At 52.8% G+C, this 15,609-nt stretch carries 12 protein-coding genes; 2 read left to right on the forward strand and 10 right to left on the reverse strand.

Annotated features, from left to right (window positions below; all coding sequences use genetic code 11):
• Positions 1 to 69 precede the first annotated feature (69 nt).
• A complete protein-coding gene (locus tag PGQ95_RS24835) occupies positions 70 to 375 on the forward strand; it encodes a PTS sugar transporter subunit IIB (RefSeq protein ID WP_045380683.1) in 306 nt (101 codons plus the stop codon).
• Positions 376 to 378: 3 nt separating this feature from the next.
• Entirely contained in the window at positions 379 to 696 is a 318-nt protein-coding gene (locus PGQ95_RS24840; protein ID WP_015704005.1) for a PTS lactose/cellobiose transporter subunit IIA, read from the forward strand.
• A 42-nt stretch (positions 697 to 738) separates the two neighbouring features.
• Here PGQ95_RS24840 and dcuB read toward each other — a convergent pair whose 3' ends face one another.
• The 10 genes from dcuB to PGQ95_RS24890 all read right to left on the reverse strand — a co-directional run.
• Complete coding sequence (gene dcuB / locus PGQ95_RS24845; protein ID WP_045397357.1) at positions 739 to 2,079, reverse strand: anaerobic C4-dicarboxylate transporter DcuB; 1,341 nt, start codon at positions 2,077 to 2,079, stop codon at positions 739 to 741.
• Positions 2,080 to 2,475: 396 nt separating this feature from the next.
• Entirely contained in the window at positions 2,476 to 6,699 is a 4,224-nt protein-coding gene (gene rpoC / locus PGQ95_RS24850; RefSeq protein WP_045397360.1) for a DNA-directed RNA polymerase subunit beta', read from the reverse strand.
• 76 nt (positions 6,700 to 6,775) lie between these two features.
• The gene (gene rpoB / locus PGQ95_RS24855; protein WP_015704004.1) at positions 6,776 to 10,804 is read right to left on the reverse strand and encodes a DNA-directed RNA polymerase subunit beta; all 4,029 of its coding nucleotides are present in this window, start codon (positions 10,802 to 10,804) and stop codon (positions 6,776 to 6,778) included.
• Between the two features lie 324 nt (positions 10,805 to 11,128).
• On the reverse strand, positions 11,129 to 11,494 hold the full coding sequence (gene rplL / locus PGQ95_RS24860) for a 50S ribosomal protein L7/L12 (protein ID WP_087859253.1): 366 nt from the start codon (positions 11,492 to 11,494) through the stop codon (positions 11,129 to 11,131).
• A 66-nt stretch (positions 11,495 to 11,560) separates the two neighbouring features.
• Positions 11,561 to 12,058 (reverse strand): 50S ribosomal protein L10, encoded by a 498-nt coding sequence (gene rplJ, locus PGQ95_RS24865; protein WP_004097644.1) that lies wholly within the window; start codon positions 12,056 to 12,058, stop codon positions 11,561 to 11,563.
• 414 nt (positions 12,059 to 12,472) lie between these two features.
• Positions 12,473 to 13,177 carry a 50S ribosomal protein L1 gene (rplA, locus tag PGQ95_RS24870; RefSeq protein WP_015368826.1) on the reverse strand — a complete coding sequence of 235 codons (705 nt, stop codon included), beginning with the start codon at positions 13,175 to 13,177 and terminating at the stop codon, positions 12,473 to 12,475.
• A 3-nt stretch (positions 13,178 to 13,180) separates the two neighbouring features.
• Positions 13,181 to 13,609, reverse strand: a complete 429-nt coding sequence (gene rplK, locus PGQ95_RS24875; protein WP_020079906.1) for a 50S ribosomal protein L11 — start codon at positions 13,607 to 13,609, stop codon at positions 13,181 to 13,183.
• Positions 13,610 to 13,765: 156 nt separating this feature from the next.
• Positions 13,766 to 14,311: a transcription termination/antitermination protein NusG gene (gene nusG / locus PGQ95_RS24880; protein WP_007665882.1), complete on the reverse strand. Its 546-nt coding sequence runs from the start codon at positions 14,309 to 14,311 to the stop codon at positions 13,766 to 13,768.
• 1 nt (position 14,312) lies between these two features.
• Complete coding sequence (gene secE, locus PGQ95_RS24885) at positions 14,313 to 14,696, reverse strand: preprotein translocase subunit SecE (protein WP_015368827.1); 384 nt, start codon at positions 14,694 to 14,696, stop codon at positions 14,313 to 14,315.
• A 232-nt stretch (positions 14,697 to 14,928) separates the two neighbouring features.
• Positions 14,929 to 15,609, reverse strand: a 681-nt coding sequence (locus PGQ95_RS24890; RefSeq protein ID WP_375156938.1) for an EF-Tu/IF-2/RF-3 family GTPase, incomplete at its 5' end; no start/stop codon positions are given.

Consider the following 15,609-nt stretch of genomic DNA (forward strand, 5'->3'; position numbering starts at 1 on the left):
CGGTTGTGCCGCGCCGCCGCCCGCGATAAAGATGATGCATCAAGGAACATACATAAGGGCGATGAAACTATGAAGAATATCGTTTTATGCTGTGCCGCAGGAATGTCCACCAGCATGCTGGTGCAACGCATGAAAGACGCCGCGCAAAAGAAAGGCATCGAAGTCTCGATCAAAGCCGTGCCGGTAGCGGAGTTCAAGGATAACCTGGCCGCGGCGGATATTATCCTGCTCGGCCCACAGGTGAAGTATGAGCAGGCGAAACTACAGGCGCTAGCCGACCCGGTCGGTAAAAAGGTCGCCGTTATCGATATGATGGATTACGGCATGATGAAAGGCGATGCCGTTCTGGATAAAGCCCTGAAGCTGATGGAGTAAGGCATGGAAGATTTAGAGACGATTATCATGGAGCTGCTGGTCAACGCCGGCTCCGCGCGCAGTTCTGCCCTCACCGCCCTACAGCAGGCGCGTAAAGGCGATTTCGCCGCCGCCGAACAGGCTATGGCAGACTCACACGAGTTTGTGAAGCATGCGCATAAAATCCAGACCCAGCTTATCGGCCTGGATGAAGGCAGCGGCAAGCTGCCGGTGAACCTGATTACCGTGCACTCGCAGGACCATCTGATGAACGCGATGGTGATTCAGGATTTAGCGACCGATATGATCGAACTGTATCGCCGCCTGCCGCCCGCACAATAATCCCGATGAATCATCAGGCGCCGCCAGCGGCGCCTGTCTCACTTACAGAAAACCGTACATCGCCGCGAACACCCAGCCAAAGACGCAAGAAACGCTCACGCCAATTAATCCCGGCAGGATAAAGCTATGGTTTATGACGAAGCGGCCAATATGGGTCGTGCCTGAACGGTCAAACTGAATCGCCGCCAGATCGCTTGGGTAGGTCGGCAGGATGTAATAGCCGTAGCAGGCGGGCGCGGAAGCGACGATATAGGCCGGGTCAACGCCGATCGCCAGCGCTACCGGAACAATCGCCGCCAGCGCCGCCGCCTGGGAGTTGACGAACTTCGATACCAATAACAGCACGATAGCGTAGGCCCACGGGTACTCCTTCACCATCTCTCCGAGCACGCCTTTAATCTCGGTCATGTGCGCGCCGAACATGGTTTCCGCCATCCATGCGATACCATATACCGCGACGATAGCGATCATCCCCGAGCGGAAAACCTCATTTTTAGAAATCGATGCCGGGTTAGTTTTGGTAATGATGATGATAAGCGCCCCGGAGAGCAGCATAAACATCTGGATTACCAGTACCATTGAGAGAGGCTTACCATCGAACGCCGGACGCAGTTCGGAAAACGCGCCCAACAGCGCCACCACGGCAATTGAGGCAAGGAAGATCCACATCGCAATCCAGTTGCTGGTCGGCAGCTTTTTATCCAATAGCGTAGCCGTATCGCCATAAACATAATGACGGTTTTCCGGTATCGCAATAAACGCCTGGAAGGTCTCGTCTTTATCAAGGTCCTTACCGCGGAACCAGCTGAAGATACCAATCGCCAGGATCCCCAGCAGCGTTGACGGAATGGTTATCGCCAGTAGATCGAGAAACTCAAGATGCTTACCGTTAAAGGTAAAGTTTCCGAGCATCGCCACCAGCGAGACCACCGCCACCGAAACCGGGCTGGCAATGATCCCCATCTGGGCGCCAATCGAGCTCGCCGCCATCGGCCGTTCCGGGCGAATATTATTTTTAATCGCCACGTCGTAAATAATTGGCAGGATCGTATACACCACGTGCCCGGTACCGCACAGGATAGTCAACGTACAGGTGACGAATGGCGCGACGATAGAAACATATTTGGGATTGCGCCGCAGGAGCTTCTCGGCAATCTGCAGCATCACGTCTAAACCGCCGGATGCCTGTAGCGTCGCCGAGGCGGCCACCACCGCGATAATGACCAGCATGACATCAACCGGTGGCTTTCCTGGTTTAAGATGAAAGACAAAAACTAAGATAACTAAGCCAATGCCGCCTAAAAGACCGAGCGCAATACCACCCTTTTTCGCGCCGTAGAACAGACAAATTAAGATAATGATGAGCTGTATAGCAAATTCCATGCATCCCCCAGAAGCTATCCATTAAATAACGACAATACTCTCCGTTTTATTTTTATTTTTGCTCACCTCCTCCATTGCCTTTTAACAGGCGCAGCGAACCCCTCAGTTGCGGTAAACCGAAAAGGACTGGGAAAGTAATCACATGATTCTTTGAGTGTTTTGACTATATAGCGTTTGCGGCGCTTATTTTTTGATACATGTAGAATTTTTATCCATCGATTAGTGATGGCATAAAGAAATAGCAAATAGATAATTATCAAGAATGTTTAATTTGCTAATTAATTGCGGCAATTACATTAAATAAATGTAATTCAGTTTAGGTGAAATAAATCGACAGATAATAAAAAAGCCAGTCAGGAAACCTGACTGGCTTTTAAGCGCTTAGCGAATCAACGATTAATCGTTGTCAGAACCGCCCAGGCCTGCGTTCAGCAGTTCTGCCAGGTTGGCAGACGCTTCTTCTACGCTCACCTGCGGTGCAGCCGGCTGCTCGCCTGCTGCGCGACGGCGCATACGATCCTGGTGGTACGCATAACCGGTACCCGCCGGGATCAGACGACCCACGATGACGTTCTCTTTCAGACCGCGCAGTTCGTCGCGTTTGCCCGCAACGGCTGCTTCGGTCAGCACGCGAGTGGTCTCCTGGAACGATGCCGCGGAGATGAAGGACTCGGTTGCCAGAGACGCTTTGGTGATACCCAGCAGGTCGCGGGAATAGGTTGCCGCAACTTTGCCATTCGCTTCAAGCTCGCGGTTAGCGATCTTAACGCGGGAGTATTCAACCTGCTCGCCTTCGAGGAAGTCAGAGCTACCAGCACTTTCGATGGTCGCTTTACGCAGCATCTGACGAACGATAACTTCAATGTGCTTATCGTTAATCTTAACGCCTTGCAGACGATAAACGTCCTGCACTTCGTTGGTGATGTAACGCGTTACCGCGTGTACGCCACGAAGACGCAGAATGTCGTGCGGCGCTTCCGGACCGTCGGAAACCACGTCACCACGTTCTACACGTTCACCTTCGAACACGTTCAGCTGACGCCATTTCGGGATCATCTCTTCGTACGGTTCGCTACCGTCTACCGGGGTGATAACCAGACGACGTTTCCCTTTGGTTTCTTTACCGAAGGAAATGATGCCGCTGATTTCAGCCAGGATTGCCGGCTCTTTCGGACGACGTGCTTCGAACAGATCCGCAACGCGCGGCAGACCACCGGTGATGTCCTTGGTACCGCCAGATTCCTGCGGTACACGCGCCAGGGTGTCACCAGAGCTGATCTGTACGCCATCTTCCAACTGAACAATCGCTTTACCCGGCAGGAAGTACTGAGCAGGCATATCGGTGCCTGGGATCAGAACGTCGTTGCCCTGAGCATCAACAATTTTCAGCGCCGGACGCAGATCTTTACCACCGGAGGTACGTTCTGCGGAATCCAGAACCACCAGCGAAGACAGACCGGTCAGCTCGTCGGTCTGACGAGTAATGGTCTGGCCGTCGATCATGTCAGTGAAGCGGACAAAACCACTCACTTCGGTGATAACCGGCATGGTATGCGGATCCCAGTTTGCAACGGTTTCACCGCCAGCAACCTGTTCGCCATCGCCTTTAGCCATAACGGAGCCGTAAGGCACTTTATAGCTTTCTTTCGTACGACCGAATTCGTCGATCAGCTTCAGTTCGGTGTTACGAGAGGTGATAACCAGTTTACCGCTGGAGTTCACAACCGACTTCGCGTTGCTCAGACGGATGCTACCTTTGTTTTTCACCTGGATGCTGGATTCAGCAGCCGCACGAGATGCCGCACCACCGATGTGGAACGTACGCATCGTCAGCTGTGTACCCGGCTCACCGATGGACTGTGCCGCGATAACGCCGATAGCCTCACCTTTGTTGATGATGTGGCCACGCGCCAGGTCACGACCGTAGCAGTGCGCACATACACCAAAGTCGGTGTCACAGGATACAACGGAACGAACTTTGACGGAGTCAACGGAGTTCTCTTCCAGCAGATCACACCAGTGCTCGTGCAGCAGCGTGTTGCGTGGAACCAGAATGTCCGCGGTACCCGGCTTCAGAACGTCTTCAGCAGTCACACGACCCAGTACGCGATCGCGCAGCGGCTCTTTAACATCGCCACCTTCGATAACCGGCGTCATGGTGATGCCTTCCAGGGTGCCGCAGTCGTCTTCAGTGACAACCAGGTCCTGCGCAACGTCAACCAGACGACGAGTCAGGTAACCGGAGTTCGCTGTCTTCAGTGCGGTATCCGCCAGACCTTTACGAGCACCGTGGGTGGAGATGAAGTACTGGAGTACGTTCAGACCTTCACGGAAGTTCGCGGTGATCGGCGTTTCGATGATGGAGCCATCCGGCTTCGCCATCAGACCACGCATACCAGCCAGCTGACGAATCTGTGCAGCAGAACCACGCGCACCGGAGTCGGCCATCATGTAGATGCTGTTGAAGGAAACCTGCTGCTCTTCCTGACCGTCACGGTTAATAACGGTTTCGGTTTGCAGGTTATCCATCATCGCTTTGGATACACGATCGTTCGCCGCAGCCCAGATATCGATAACTTTGTTGTAGCGTTCACCCGCGGTGACCAGACCAGACTGGAACTGTTCCTGAATCTCAGCAACTTCAGCTTCCGCTTCGCTGATGATTTCGTATTTTTTCTCCGGGATGACCATGTCATCGATACCAACGGATGCACCTGAACGCGCTGCATAAGCAAAGCCGGTGTACATCGTCTGGTCCGCAAAAATAACGGTCGGTTTCAGACCCAGAATACGGTAACAGGTGTTCAGCATCTTGGAGATCGCTTTCTTACCGAGCGCCTGGTTCACGATAGAGAACGGCAGACCTTTCGGTACGATCATCCACAGAATGGCACGGCCAATGGTCGTGTCTTTCAGGCTGGTCTTCGCGACGAACTCACCATTGTCGTCTTTTTCGTATTCGGTGATACGCACTTTAACGCGCGCATGCAGAGAGGCCAGACCGGCGCGATAAATACGCTCCGCTTCTTTCGGGCCAGTCAGCACCATGCCTTCGCCTTTGGCGTTAACACAGTCACGGGTCATGTAGTACAGACCCAGTACAACGTCCTGAGACGGAACGATGATTGGTTCGCCGTTCGCCGGGGACAGGATGTTGTTGGTAGACATCATCAGCGCACGCGCTTCCAACTGGGCTTCCAGCGTCAGCGGTACGTGAACAGCCATCTGGTCACCATCGAAGTCGGCGTTATATGCCGCACAAACCAGCGGGTGCAGCTGAATAGCTTTACCTTCGATCAGAACCGGTTCGAATGCCTGGATACCCAAACGGTGCAGTGTTGGCGCACGGTTCAGCAGTACCGGGTGTTCGCGGATAACTTCGTCCAGGATATCCCAAACGACAGCTTCTTCGCGCTCAACCATTTTCTTAGCGGCTTTGATGGTGGTGGCCAGGCCACGCAGTTCCAGCTTGCCGTAGATGAACGGTTTGAACAGCTCCAGCGCCATTTTCTTCGGCAGACCGCACTGATGCAGACGCAGGTATGGACCTACGGTGATTACAGAACGACCGGAGTAGTCAACACGCTTACCGAGCAGGTTCTGACGGAAACGACCCTGTTTACCTTTGATCATATCGGCCAAAGATTTCAGAGGACGTTTGTTGGAACCGGTGATCGCACGACCGCGACGACCGTTATCCAGCAGGGCGTCGACCGCTTCCTGCAGCATACGTTTTTCGTTGCGTACGATGATGTCCGGCGCAGCCAGATCCAGCAGACGTTTCAGACGGTTGTTACGGTTAATGACGCGACGATACAGATCGTTCAGGTCAGAAGTCGCAAAACGACCGCCATCCAGCGGAACCAGCGGACGCAGATCTGGCGGCAGAACCGGCAGAACGGTCAGGATCATCCACTCCGGCTTGTTGCCAGATTGAACGAACGCTTCCAGCAGCTTAATGCGCTTGGTCAGCTTTTTACGCTTGGTTTCGGAGTTGGTCTCGTTCAGCTCTTCACGCAGCTGCTCGCACTCTTGCTCCAGGTCCATGCTTTTCAGCAGGGCCTGAATAGCTTCGGCGCCCATCTTCGCGTCGAATTCGTCACCGAACTCTTCCAGCGCGTCCAGGTACTGCTCTTCAGTCAGAATCTGGTTGCGTTCGAGGTTGGTCATGCCACCTTCGATAACAACATAAGATTCAAAGTACAGTACGCGTTCGATATCACGCAGCGGCATATCCAGCAGCAGACCGATACGGGACGGCAGAGACTTCAGGAACCAGATGTGGGCAGTCGGAGACGCCAGCTCGATGTGGCCCATGCGCTCACGACGCACTTTGGTCTGGGTCACTTCAACGCCGCACTTCTCACAGATAACACCACGGTGTTTCAGGCGCTTGTACTTACCGCACAGGCACTCATAGTCTTTTACTGGCCCGAAAATACGAGCGCAGAACAGACCGTCACGTTCTGGCTTGAACGTACGGTAGTTAATGGTTTCCGGCTTTTTAACTTCACCGAAAGACCATGAACGGATCATGTCTGGCGATGCCAGAGCAATTTTGATCGCATCAAACTCTTCGGTTTTAGTTTGCGCTTTCAGAAACTTTAATAAGTCTTTCACGGATTTGCTCCCGTCGGAGTTAGCACAATCTGGCGCCGGGTTTTACCCCGGCACCAGTGACCTGTTTGAGCGAGAGTTACTCGTCTTCCAGTTCGATGTTGATGCCCAGCGAGCGGATTTCTTTCAACAGTACGTTGAAGGATTCCGGCATGCCCGGTTCCATCTGGTGGTTGCCGTCCACGATGTTTTTATACATCTTGGTACGACCGTTCACGTCATCAGACTTAACGGTGAGCATTTCCTGCAGGGTGTAGGCCGCGCCGTATGCTTCCAGCGCCCACACTTCCATCTCACCGAAGCGCTGACCACCGAACTGCGCCTTACCACCCAGCGGCTGCTGAGTAACCAGGCTATAAGAACCGGTGGAACGAGCGTGCATTTTGTCGTCGACCAGGTGGTTCAGTTTCAGCATGTACATGTAACCCACGGTTACCGGACGTTCGAACTGTTCACCGGTGCGGCCGTCAAACAGAGTGATCTGACCGGAAGTCGGCAGGTCGCCCAGCTGCAGCAGCTCTTTGATTTCAGCTTCTTTCGCACCGTCGAATACCGGCGTTGCGATCGGCATGCCTTTACGCAGGTTTTCAGCCAGACGCAGAACTTCTTCATCGCTGAAGGTATTCAGGTCAACTTTCTGGCGAACGTCAGCGCCCAGATCGTAAGCACGCTGGATGAATTCGCGCAGTTTCGCGACTTCTTGCTGCTGTTTCAGCATGGCGTTGATCTTATCGCCGATACCTTTGGCAGCCATACCCAGGTGAGTTTCCAGGATCTGACCGATGTTCATACGAGACGGTACGCCCAGCGGGTTCAGTACGATATCTACCGGCGTACCGTTAGCATCGTGCGGCATATCTTCGATCGGGTTGATCTTAGAGATAACACCCTTGTTACCGTGACGACCTGCCATCTTATCACCAGGCTGGATACGGCGTTTAACGGCCAGGTATACCTTAACAATCTTCAGCACGCCCGGTGCCAGATCGTCGCCTTGGGTGATTTTACGGCGTTTCGCTTCGAGTTTTTTCTCGAACTCGTGTTTCAGTTCGTCATACTGCTCAGCCAGTTGCTCCAGCTGATTTTGTTTCTCTTCGTCGGTCAGGCCCAGTTCCAGCCAGCGATCGCGCGGCAGTTTGTCGAGCTTGTCAGCTTCAACGCCACCGGCAACCAGCACAGCGTAGATACGGCTGAACAGACCAGCTTCGAGGATCTGCAGTTCTTCAGACAGGTCTTTTTTAGCCTGCTTCAGCTGCATCTCTTCGATCTCAAGAGCACGCTTGTCTTTTTCTACGCCGTCACGGGTAAACACCTGAACGTCGATAACGGTACCAGAGACACCGTTCGGTACGCGCAGAGAAGAGTCTTTAACGTCAGACGCTTTCTCACCGAAGATCGCGCGCAGCAGTTTCTCTTCCGGAGTCAGCTGGGTTTCACCTTTCGGGGTTACCTTACCAACCAGAATGTCGCCGCCGGTCACTTCCGCACCGATATAAACGATACCGGATTCATCCAGTTTAGAGAGCGCAGCTTCACCCACGTTCGGGATGTCAGCGGTGATCTCTTCCGGCCCCAGCTTGGTGTCACGGGACACGCATGCCAGTTCCTGAATGTGGATGGTGGTGAAACGGTCTTCCTGGACAACACGCTCGGATACGAGGATGGAGTCTTCGAAGTTGTAGCCGTTCCACGGCATGAACGCTACGCGCATGTTCTGACCCAGCGCCAGTTCACCGAGGTCGGTGGACGGGCCGTCGGCCAGGACGTCGCCGCGTTCAATTGGTTCGCCCAGAGACACGCAAGGCATCTGGTTGATGCAGGTGTTCTGGTTAGAACGGGTGTACTTGGTCAGGTTATAGATGTCGATGCCTGCTTCGCCCGGGTACATCTCGTCTTCGTTAACTTTGATAACGATACGGGAAGCATCCACGTACTGAACGGTACCGCCACGTTTAGCCACCGCAGTAACACCGGAGTCAACGGCAACAGCACGTTCCATACCGGTACCAACCAGCGGCTTATCAGCGCGCAGAGTCGGAACCGCCTGACGTTGCATGTTCGCACCCATCAATGCACGGTTGGCGTCATCGTGTTCCAGGAACGGGATCAAGGACGCACCGACGGATACCACCTGCTGGGTGGATACGTCCATGTAGTCAACCTGGTCGCGGCTGAACAAGCTGGATTCGCCTTTACTACGGCAGGTAACCAGATCTTCAACAAAGTGGCCTTCGTCATCCAGGTTGGAGTTCGCCTGAGCAATGACGTAGTTACCTTCTTCGATAGCAGACAGGTAATGAATTTCGTCGGTAACAACACCGTCGGTCACTTTACGATACGGGGTCTCGAGGAAACCGTATTCGTTAGTCTGTGCGTACACGGACAGGGAGTTGATCAGACCGATGTTCGGACCTTCAGGCGTTTCGATTGGACATACGCGACCGTAGTGAGTCGGGTGTACGTCTCGAACTTCGAAGCCTGCGCGTTCACGGGTCAGACCGCCTGGGCCGAGTGCGGAGATACGACGTTTGTGCGTAATCTCAGACAGCGGGTTGTTCTGGTCCATAAACTGGGACAGCTGGCTGGAACCAAAGAACTCTTTCACTGCTGCGGAAATCGGCTTGGCGTTGATCATATCCTGAGGCATCAGGGTATCCAGATCGCCCAGAGACAGACGCTCTTTAACCGCACGCTCTACACGCACCAGGCCAACGCGGAACTGGTTTTCCGCCATTTCGCCAACGGAACGGATACGACGGTTGCCGAGGTGGTCGATATCATCGACTTCGCCTTTACCGTTACGGATATCGATGAGCTTCTTCATCACTTCGATGATGTCGTCTTTGCTCAGGATACCGGAGCCTTCGATTTCGTCGCGCAGCAGAGAACGGTTGAACTTCATACGACCAACCGCGGACAGATCGTAGCGGTCTTCGGAGAAGAACAGGTTCTCAAACAGGCTTTCAGCCGCTTCACGAGTCGGCGGCTCACCCGGGCGCATCATGCGGTAGATTTCTACCAGCGCGCTCAGACGATCGTTGGTTGGGTCGACGCGTACAGTTTCAGAAATGTACGGACCGTGGTCCAGATCGTTGGTGAACAGCGTTTCGATACGCTTGTGGCCGGACTGGCTCAGTTTAGCCAGCAGATCCAGGCTCAGCTCCATGTTCGCCGGGCAGATCAGTTCGCCAGTCGCTTCGTCGATGTAGTCTTTAGAAGCAACTTTGCCCGCGATGTACTCAACCGGAACTTCGATATGTTTGATATCGTCTTTTTCCAGTTGGCGAATATGGCGCGCGGTAATACGACGGCCTTTCTCAACGTACACTTTACCGTTGGCTTCGATATCGAAGGAGGCGGTTTCACCGCGCAGACGCTCCGGTACCAGCTCCATCTGCAGCTTGTTGTCGCGAATTTCAAAGACCACTTTCTCGAAGAACAGGTCAAGGATCTGCTCAGTGGTGTAATTCAGCGCGCGCAGAATGATGGTTGCAGGCAGTTTACGACGACGGTCGATACGAACGAACAGGTTGTCTTTCGGGTCGAATTCGAAGTCCAGCCAGGAACCACGGTAAGGGATGATACGTGCGTTATACAGGACCTTACCGGAAGAGTGAGTCTTACCTTTGTCACTGTCAAAGAAGACGCCCGGGCTACGGTGCAGCTGAGAAACGATAACACGCTCGGTACCGTTGATAACGAAGGTACCATTGTCGGTCATGAGCGGGATTTCGCCCATGTAGACTTCTTGTTCTTTAATGTCTTTAACGGTGCCTTCCGGCGCTTCGCGCTCGTAGATCACCAGACGCAGTTTCACGCGCAGCGGTGCGGAATACGTCACGCCACGGATCTGACATTCTTTAACATCAAAAACAGGTTCGCCCAGACGGTAGCTGACGTATTGCAGCTCTGAATTACCGCTGTAGCTCTGAATCGGGAATACGGAACGGAAGGCTGCTTCCAGACCATACTGCCCTTCAGGATCTTGCTCGATAAACTTCTGGAACGAGTCAAGCTGGATAGAAAGGAGATAAGGCACATCCAGAACTTGTGGACGTTTACCAAAATCCTTACGAATACGTTTTTTCTCGGTATAGGAGTAAACCATAGGGTTCCTCAGCTCGCTGACAAGTCGACCCATCTGCCCGGAAAGGGCAGTTTTTTATGCAACACTATTTTGTTGACCGGAAAATGGAACACTTTCCGCAATGCCTGTTGCTATCACGCTTAAACCATTTCATTGCGATTTACACAGCCCAGGAACCCTAACCTGTCGCAGTATATTAAGTCGTCGATAGAAACAAGCATTGTGAGGCAAACCAGCAGTCAAACAGTGTGAAATGCTACTGGCGCCTTACAGCGCAAAAAGGCTGGTGACTAAAAAGTCACCAGCCTCAGCCTAATTTCTCAGGCTGCAACCGGAAGGGTTGGCTTATTTAACTTCAACTTCAGCGCCAGCTTCTTCCAGAGATTTTTTCAGAGCTTCAGCGTCGTCTTTGCTGATGCCTTCTTTCAGTGCAGCCGGTGCAGCTTCTACCAGGTCTTTAGCTTCTTTCAGACCCAGGCCAGTCGCGCCACGTACTGCTTTGATAACAGCAACTTTGTTAGCGCCAGCAGCTTTCAGAATTACGTCGAATTCAGTTTTTTCTTCAGCAGCTTCAGCCGGGCCAGCAGCTACAGCTACAGCAGCAGCAGCGGAAACACCGAATTTTTCTTCCATTGCAGAGATCAGCTCAACAACGTCCATTACGGACATAGCGGATACTGCTTCAATGATTTGATCTTTAGTGATAGACATTTAAATTGTTCCTGAATATCAGAATAAGTTTATACGTAAGCGAGTGCTTTACAAAGATAACTGCGATTAAGCAGCTTCTTTCGCATCGCGTACAGCAGCCAGAGTACGAACCAGTTTGCCAGCCGAAGCTTCTTTCATGGTTGCCATCAGGCGTGCAATTGCTTCTTCGTAGGTCGGCAGAGTTGCCAGGCGGTCGATTTGCGACGCCGGGATCAGCTCACCTTCAAAGGCAGCGGCTTTGACCTCAAATTTTGCATTCGCTTTCGCGAACTCTTTGAACAGACGAGCAGCAGCGCCCGGGTGTTCCATAGAGTATGCAATCAGGGTCGGACCAACAAACGTGTCTTTCAGGCACTCGAACGGAGTACCTTCAACGACGCGGCGCAGCAGGGTGTTACGAACAACACGCATGTAAACGCCAGCTTCACGACCTGCTTTACGCAGTTCAGTCATTTTATCTACAGTTACGCCACGGGAATCCGCAACTACTGCAGACAGCGCGCCTTTGGCTACTTCGCTGACTTCAGCAACAATCGCTTGTTTGTCTTGAAGATTTAAAGCCATTAGCTTTGCTCCTGGATGTTTGCCAGAGCTTATGCTCTGGAACTCACTTCACTCTATTCAACGAATAGAGCGTCTTAATACGGTGAGCAGAAACAAGCCAGAGTATCCAAAAAATAATCTTAGCGTTCTGTCACCGTCTACGCAGGGGATTAAGTTTCTTACGAAACACCTGCGGTCTTCGACGGAGGCCTGGATAGGCCAGGCTCCAACGAACAAATTCTTCCTATGACTTCGTCCTTCGAACCGCAGCGGCGTTAGCTGCTCTCGCTCACACCGGTCATGTAGTTAACTACACTCCCGGTGATTCACTCGATTGCTGCCTTGCTGCAATTCAAATGACTCGCATAGCGTCTGTCTTATTGACAGAATAGTGGGGGTAAGATTGTAGACAAAATCACCGCCCACGTAAAGGCATTAGTTTGCAGAAGCGTTCAGGCCAGCCTGATCTACTGCAACACCTGCACCCATGGTGGTGGAGATGCTAACTTTCTTGATGTACACGCCTTTAGCCTGAGTCGGTTTTGCTTTTTTCAGCGCAACCAGCAGAGCTTCCAGGTTTTCTTTCAGTTTGTCAGCGTCAAAGTCCACTTTACCGATGGTGGTATGGATGATGCCGTTTTTGTCGTTACGATAACGAACCTGACCAGCTTTAGCGTTCTTAACCGCTTCAGCAACGTTAGGAGTTACGGTACCAACTTTCGGGTTTGGCATCAGGCCGCGCGGGCCCAGAACCTGGCCCAGCTGGCCAACAACGCGCATTGCATCCGGGGAAGCAATAACAACGTCAAAGTTCATTTCGCCTTTCTTGATCTGGTCAGCCAGATCTTCCATACCTACCAGCTCGGCGCCTGCAGCTTTAGCAGCTTCAGCGTTCGGGCCCTGTGCAAATACGGCAACGCGAACAGAACGGCCAGTACCGTGCGGCAGTACAGTTGCACCACGTACGTTCTGGTCAGATTTACGAGCATCGATGCCCAGGTTTACAGCAACGTCAACGCTTTCAACGAACTTAGCGGTCGCCAGTTCTTTCAGCAGAGAGATGGCTTCGTTGATGTCGTACTGTTTAGTTGCATCAACTTTCTCACGAATCACGGACATGCGCTTGGTCAGTTTAGCCATTTCTTAGTCCTCCACTACCAGGCCCATGGAACGTGCAGTACCTTCGATGGAGCGAGTCATCGCTTCAATGTCGGCACCAGTCATGTCGGCAGCTTTGGTCTGCGCGATTTCCTGCAGCTGAGCGCGGGAAATTTTACCAACTTTCTCTTTGTTCGGCTTACCGGAGCCGGACTTGATACCAGCCGCTTTTTTCAGCAGAACTGCTGCCGGCGGAGTTTTGGTAACGAAAGTGAAAGAACGGTCAGCGTAAACGGTGATAACAACCGGGATTGGCAGACCTTTTTCCATGGATTCAGTTTTTGCGTTGAACGCTTTGCAGAATTCCATGATGTTAACGCCCTGCTGACCCAGTGCTGGACCAACCGGCGGACTCGGGTTTGCCATACCAGCTGCAACCTGCAGCTTGACGTAGGCTTGTACTTTCTTAGCCATTCTTAAATCCTCAAATTGGGTATTAACGCTTCAGAGAAGCTCCCCGTGATTAAACATCGTTTTACGGGCCAGGCCCATAAAAACAAAAGGCGCGAAATTGTATGCCAATTTCGCGCCCTATGCAACGATTAAATCGCTGCTTTTTTGATCGCCGGCTTACGCCTTCTCAACCTGACCGAAGTCCAGTTCTACCGGAGTCGCACGACCGAAGATAGAAACGGAAACTTTCAGGCGAGACTTCTCGTAGTCCACTTCTTCAACAACGCCGTTAAAGTCAGCAAATGGACCATCGTTGACGCGAACCATTTCGCCCGGCTCAAACAGCGTTTTCGGACGCGGCTTATCGCCAACCTGCTGCAGACGGTTCATGATGGCATCGACTTCTTTGTCGCTGATCGGCGCCGGACGGTCGGAAGTACCGCCGATGAAGCCCATCACACGCGGGACGCTGCGCACCAGGTGCCAGCTCGCGTCGTTCATGACCATCTGAACCAGAACGTAGCCTGGGAAGAATTTGCGTTCGCTTTTGCGACGCTGGCCGCCACGGATTTCAACCACTTCTTCGGTCGGAACCATGACTTCGCCAAACAACTCTTCCATGTTGTGTAATTTGATATGTTCACGCAGCGACGTAGCTACGCGACCTTCAAAACCGGAAAACGCCTGAACGACGTACCAGCGCTTTTTAGGAGCTTCAGACATCTCAGAACCTCAGGCCAGTGATAAAGGATACCAGGCGAACCAGAATACCATCCAGTCCCCACAGGATCAGTGACATTACTGCAGTTACGGCAGCAACAATCAGCGTGGTGTGCAGCGTTTCCTGGCGGGTCGGCCAGATCACTTTGCGGACTTCGGTTCTCGCTTCGCGGGCGAAGGCGACAGTCGCCTTACCTTTTGTCGTTAACAGAGCGACGCCACCGGCAGCAGCGATAAGAATCACCACAGCCAGCGCACGGATCGCCAGCATAATGTCGCGATAAAGGAAGTTGCCTACGATGGCTACGATCAGCAGCACGGCAACGATAACCCACTTCAACGCTTCCAGGCCGCGCCCGCTCCCTTGAGCTTCGGTATTCGCACTCATAAACCAACCTGTCACAAGAATTCAGACAAACATCTTCGCCCCGCGTTAAATGCGAGGCGACCAAACCGAAATGCTCTGCTGCGTTTCGGACTTTACGCCCTCTTCAGAGCCTGTCTCAGCAATGATTATGACAAAAAAAATCACTGATGAGCCAGGTTCTGGTGTGAAAGCGTGCAAAAAGGGCATCAAATGATGCCCTTTTATTGCGCATTGCGTCAAATGTTATCAGCGATTAGCCGAGAACTTTAGCAACCACGCCCGCGCCAACGGTACGGCCGCCTTCACGGATTGCGAAACGCAGACCGTCATCCATCGCGATCGGGTGGATCAGGGTAACAACCATTTTGATGTTGTCGCCCGGCATTACCATCTCTACGCCTTCCGGCAGTTCGATGGTACCAGTCACGTCAGTAGTACGGAAGTAGAACTGCGGACGGTAGCCTTTGAAGAACGGAGTATGACGGCCGCCTTCGTCTTTGGACAGGATGTACACTTCAGATTCGAACTTGGTGTGCGGCTTGATGCTGCCCGGCTTAGCCAGTACCTGACCACGTTCGATTTCTTCACGTTTGATACCACGCAGCAGAACACCTACGTTCTCGCCCGCACGGCCTTCGTCCAGCAGTTTGCGGAACATTTCAACGCCAGTACAAGTGGTTTTCGCGGTGTCTTTGATACCAACGATTTCAACTTCTTCACCAACTTTGATGATACCGCGCTCTACACGACCGGTAACAACGGTACCACGACCGGAGATGGAGAATACGTCTTCGATCGGCAGCAGGAACGGCTTATCAATCGCACGCTCTGGTTCCGGAATGTAAGAATCCAGGAAGCCAGCCAGTTCGATGATTTTCGCTTCCCACTCTGCGTCGCCTTCCAGCGCTTTCAGAGCAGAACCACGAACGATCGG

This window comes from Klebsiella sp. 141240, assembly GCF_050600805.1.
Lineage (GTDB): Bacteria > Pseudomonadota > Gammaproteobacteria > Enterobacterales > Enterobacteriaceae > Klebsiella > Klebsiella aerogenes.

What these genes read in the sequence shown, in the direction of transcription:
- PGQ95_RS24835 (WP_045380683.1), top strand. Translation starts at nt 70, where the DNA reads ATGAAGAATATCGTTTTATGCTGTGCCGCAGGAATGTCCACCAGCATG.
- PGQ95_RS24840 (WP_015704005.1), top strand. Translation starts at nt 379, where the DNA reads ATGGAAGATTTAGAGACGATTATCATGGAGCTGCTGGTCAACGCCGGC.
- dcuB (WP_045397357.1), bottom strand. Translation starts at nt 2,079, where the DNA reads ATGGAATTTGCTATACAGCTCATCATTATCTTAATTTGTCTGTTCTAC.
- rpoB (WP_015704004.1), bottom strand. Translation starts at nt 10,804, where the DNA reads ATGGTTTACTCCTATACCGAGAAAAAACGTATTCGTAAGGATTTTGGT.
- rplL (WP_087859253.1), bottom strand. Translation starts at nt 11,494, where the DNA reads ATGTCTATCACTAAAGATCAAATCATTGAAGCAGTATCCGCTATGTCC.
- rplJ (WP_004097644.1), bottom strand. Translation starts at nt 12,058, where the DNA reads ATGGCTTTAAATCTTCAAGACAAACAAGCGATTGTTGCTGAAGTCAGC.
- rplA (WP_015368826.1), bottom strand. Translation starts at nt 13,177, where the DNA reads ATGGCTAAACTGACCAAGCGCATGTCCGTGATTCGTGAGAAAGTTGAT.
- rplK (WP_020079906.1), bottom strand. Translation starts at nt 13,609, where the DNA reads ATGGCTAAGAAAGTACAAGCCTACGTCAAGCTGCAGGTTGCAGCTGGT.
- nusG (WP_007665882.1), bottom strand. Translation starts at nt 14,311, where the DNA reads ATGTCTGAAGCTCCTAAAAAGCGCTGGTACGTCGTTCAGGCGTTTTCC.
- secE (WP_015368827.1), bottom strand. Translation starts at nt 14,696, where the DNA reads ATGAGTGCGAATACCGAAGCTCAAGGGAGCGGGCGCGGCCTGGAAGCG.